The organism is Streptomyces fildesensis (assembly GCF_016107395.1).
Taxonomy (GTDB): Bacteria; Actinomycetota; Actinomycetes; order Streptomycetales; family Streptomycetaceae; genus Actinacidiphila; species Actinacidiphila fildesensis.
Genome location: NZ_JAAIKO010000102.1, coordinates 1 through 3,250 on the forward strand (window position 1 = coordinate 1; position 3,250 = coordinate 3,250).

A 3,250-nucleotide genomic window follows, 5' to 3' on the forward strand; every position below is an offset into this window, starting at 1 on the left:
CCTCCGCCGTGGGTTCCGGCGAACTGAGGGGTTCTCAGCGGGAACCCGAGGGTCTGTTGGCGTGCTGGTCGTTGGCGGGCCCCTGGGTTCGGGTTGAAGGTGAGGAGTCGGTTTCCGCGGAGGACTCCAGGATCTGGCGGGCTGCGGTGGCATAGCGGATCGCGGTCATCTCGGCGATGCCGAAGACTTCGGCGAGGTGGAGCGGGTCGGGGCCGTGGGTCAGGGCTTCTTCGAGTTGGCGGTCGACGCGGAGTCGTTCCAGGGTGGCGACCTGGTGGCGGAGAGGGCTTGTGAGCCAGAGCCGGCCGACCGGCTCGGTCCCCAGTGCGGTGCGCCGGTTGATCAGCAGGTGGGGGTTGGCGGTGTTCGGCCATCGCTGTCGGCGGCAGTCGAGCCAGTCGGTGATCGCTTGGCGCGTGGGGTCGTCCAGGGGACGGGCGCGTCCGGCCAGGACGAGCGTGCGCTGGCCGAGGTCGATGTCGTCCACATGGAGTTCGGCGATGGTCTTGGACCGGGCGGCGTGGATGGCGGCCAGCAGGATCACGACCCTGGCGGTGGGGGTGGTCGCGGCGGCGACTGCCCGGTGGATATCGCTGGCATCGAGGGGAAGGATCACTGCGTAACTGCGGCGTCCGCGGCGGATCCGGACGGTGGGGTCCCGGAAGATGGTCCCGGTCGCTTTGCAGTGCCGGAACAGCGACCGCAGAGCGCTGAGCGTGTGGTGGAGCTCGCTGCCCTGGCGCGCTTCGGCGACGGCTCGTAGCTCCTCGCGGGTGACTTCCCGCAGGTGGTCGTGGTCGTTCGACCATGCCAGGAGCACGGGTGCGACGCTGCTGAGGTAGTGCCAGACGGTGCTCTGGCCCCGAGGCCTGCTGCGCGGTCCGCCGTCGCGAAGTGTGCGTGCCCAGTCCTCGGCATCGTGGCGGATCCCGGGAGCGACGCCCTCGAGTTTGCGGTCCAGCCATCGCGCGACGGTGGGCCTGTCGTCCTGGAACAGGCCGAGGCGGTCCAGGACTTCGGTGGTGCGTCCGGTGTTCAGTCCGCGTTCCCGCAGAGCCGGGAGCAACTCGCAGTAGCGCACGCTGTCTCCGGCGCTGAACCCCGACAGGGCGATGACCAGTGCGCGGTCGACTTCGCGGGCGGTCCAGTGCGTCCAGCCCCGGGCCTCGCCGAACTCCCGCGCGAAATGGCGTGCCTTGACGAGCCAGGGGTTGTTAAGGTCCTGGTCACGGCGCCGATCGAAGCGTCGGTAGTCCCGGGCCGCGTCGAGCAACGACATCTGGATCCACGGGGACGGCGAGCGTGCGGGCTCGGGTGTGTGTCGCGCGGGACGGCGGCCCGCCCTGCCCAGCAGGGGGCCGGGCTGGCGAATGCGATGCATCCTGGCCAGGAACAACTGCTGGTGCTGGAGCTGTGCGAGATAGGGAGCGAGAACGACGACCTCTCCGTTGGCCCTGGCCTCCAGGCTCGCCTGCAGCCAGCACAGTCGGCAGTATCCCTTCTTGGTGGGCACTGACCGGTGGCAGGCCGAGCACTGGCCCACCTCGTGGAGGGTGGCGAAGGTGAAGCAGGCCCGGCAGGAGTATCCGGGCAGTTGCCCCCAGGAGAAGCAGGCCTTGCAGGAAGACGCCGGTTTGTCCGTTCGCGGTGGTGTCATCGTCTTGTTGCCCGTCACATCGGGGGAAGAGAGCGGCCGTCTCGGCGCCGGGGCACCACGGTCGGCGCCGTGCCGCCGGAAGCCACCGCCGCCTGCTGCCCGTCGCGGTGTCCTGGCCGGGACACTTTCTCGGGTTCGGGGACCAGGAGGTCGGTGATCTCGCAGCCCAGGGCCACGCAGATGACGTCGATGTCGTCGAGCTTGAGCGAGGCCGGCTGGCCGGACCACAGGCCCGACATCTTCCCCGCTGAGATCACCAGGCCGTGTTCGGCCAGGGTCCGCTGCAGGTCGGATGCCTTCCAGACGCCGCGGTTCGCCGCCGTCAGCCGCAGGTTCCACTTCATCGGACCAGACTTCCCAGCCGCCGCGCGGCCCGTTCGTTGCCGGCCACCCAGGCGTCCTCGACCCGGGTGCGGTGCACGTGGACGTAGCGCATTGTCGTGGCGATCCACGAATGCCCCAGCACTTCCTGGATCGAGATCAGGTCCAGGCCGTTGAGATATAGCTCGGAGGCGCAGAAGTGCCGCAGCACATGTGGCGTCAACTTGTCTGTCCAGATGGGTAGATGGGCTGCTGCCGCGTCGGCGAGCCCGGACCTCAGGGCATCGTCGCCGGCTCGTCGCGGTGAGCCGTCCACGCTCTTGCGTTCGGAGGGGAAGAGCGGGGCTCCGGGCCGGGTGTGGTCGCCGCCGAACTGGGCCCACACGTCCTGGATGAACCACTGAAGGGTCCGCCCGGCGTCGTTGATCAACGGCACCATGCGCTCACGCGGACCCGAGCCCCGCGAGCCCTTGCCATAGCGGACGTGCAGTTTCCCGAATCTGCCCAGGTCCCACTTGATGTCACCCAGATCCAGACGGCAGGCTTCGTTGACCCGCAGCCCGACCTCGGCCATCAGTCTGGCAGCCGCGTAGTTCCGGGCCGTCGGGCCGAACTTGCGGCACGTCGCCAACTCCCCGCCCCAGCCGGTGAACAGCGCGGCGACCTCGGCGGTGTTCGGCGGGATCCGAAGCTGGGCGTCCTTGCTCCCGCGAGGCCGGTTCATCTCATCGATCGGGCATTCCAGGACCCTGCCAGTCATCTGGTGGATCTCGATCTTGTGCCGAAGTTCGAGAAACGCGAAGTACGTGGTCAGGGCCTGGGATCGGGCCAGGCGGGTGCCGCTGGGCGACCCTCGCAGGACCTGGCCGAAATAGGCGTCCGCATGCTTCGGCTCCATGTCCCACAACGGCTGCCCGAACCAGGTCCGCATTTGCTCCAGATTCCCGACATCACCGCGGATGGTGCTGTCCGCCAGGCCGGCCGACGCCCGCGCGAGCACGAAGCCGGCCAGCACGTCCGTCTCGAATCGCTCCAGTTCCCCCGCCGAGACCGGTGCCCGGAACTCGCGCAGATCCCTCACGACCGCCAGCGAAGCCAACCCGAGCCTCCTCGCCTTCGGCCAGACCGCAGATCGGTCAGACGAGATGAGAACGCTTCAAGAATCCCGAAGTTACGTCACCAGCCAGCAAGCCACTCGAAGGAGGAAGAACCCCCTGACCACAGGGACAATCACGCACCCGACCACAGGGGAACTCACGGGATGTCCCACAT

The 3,250-nt window shown here is 68.5% G+C and carries 3 protein-coding genes; all 3 read right to left on the bottom strand.

From position 1 onward, the window contains the following. Nucleotides 1-34: 34 nt before the first annotated feature. The gene (locus C6N31_RS41995) at nt 35-1,513 is read right to left on the bottom strand and encodes a site-specific integrase (protein ID WP_198359593.1); all 1,479 of its coding nucleotides are present in this window, start codon (nt 1,511-1,513) and stop codon (nt 35-37) included. Between the two features lie 158 nt (nt 1,514-1,671). Further along, complete coding sequence (locus C6N31_RS42000) at nt 1,672-2,001, bottom strand: helix-turn-helix domain-containing protein (RefSeq protein WP_198359594.1); 330 nt, start codon at nt 1,999-2,001, stop codon at nt 1,672-1,674. After that, a complete protein-coding gene (locus C6N31_RS42005) occupies nt 1,998-3,077 on the bottom strand; it encodes a tyrosine-type recombinase/integrase (protein WP_198359595.1) in 1,080 nt (359 codons plus the stop codon). Before C6N31_RS42005 ends, C6N31_RS42000 begins: the two co-directional genes overlap by 4 nt. Nucleotides 3,078-3,250 lie beyond the last annotated feature (173 nt).